The sequence below is a fragment of the Treponema sp. R8-4-B8 genome, from assembly GCF_054786175.1.
The window spans coordinates 1-451 of the sequence record NZ_BDHE01000414.1 but is presented as its reverse complement, the minus strand read 5'-3'; the positions used below and the strand labels follow the sequence as shown (position 1 = coordinate 451).

The window sequence follows — 451 nt, the reverse complement described above, 5'->3', positions numbered from 1 at the left end:
GGTAATTCTGCGAAGAGGTAGGTGTGGGGGGAGGTCGGTGAGGAGTGAGCTGTGAGCAGTGGGGAGTGGGTAGTGGGGAAATCTGAGAGTTGAGAAAGAGCGGTTTCTAATTCATCAGAAAGAATAAAGGCATTAGGAGGAAACCCCTTTTCTCCCCCTTTGCGCCTTTGCGCCTTTGCGAGATGTAAATTCCCATCTTCTTCTTTGCGCCTTTGCGCCTTTGCGAGAGGTAAATTCCCATCTTCTTCTCTGCGCCTTTGCGTTTCTGCGAGAGGTAACTTCAATAAAAATTCCTTAGTTTCCACATCTGCCGGATCAAGCCTGATTAGGATCGAGCGGGCGGCGGTTTCGGCGGCTTGTATGGCGGTTTCCCTGTTTTCGTCGGAGGCGAGACTGTCGCCCCATTTTGTCACGTGGTTTTCCGGGAAGGAAACTTTGCCGCCTTCCTCGA

The 451-nt window shown here is 51.7% G+C and carries 1 pseudogene; it reads right to left on the bottom strand.

The features are described 5' to 3' along the window. A pseudogene (locus ACYVRA_RS09020) lies at positions 1–451 on the bottom strand (hypothetical protein); the annotation flags it as partial.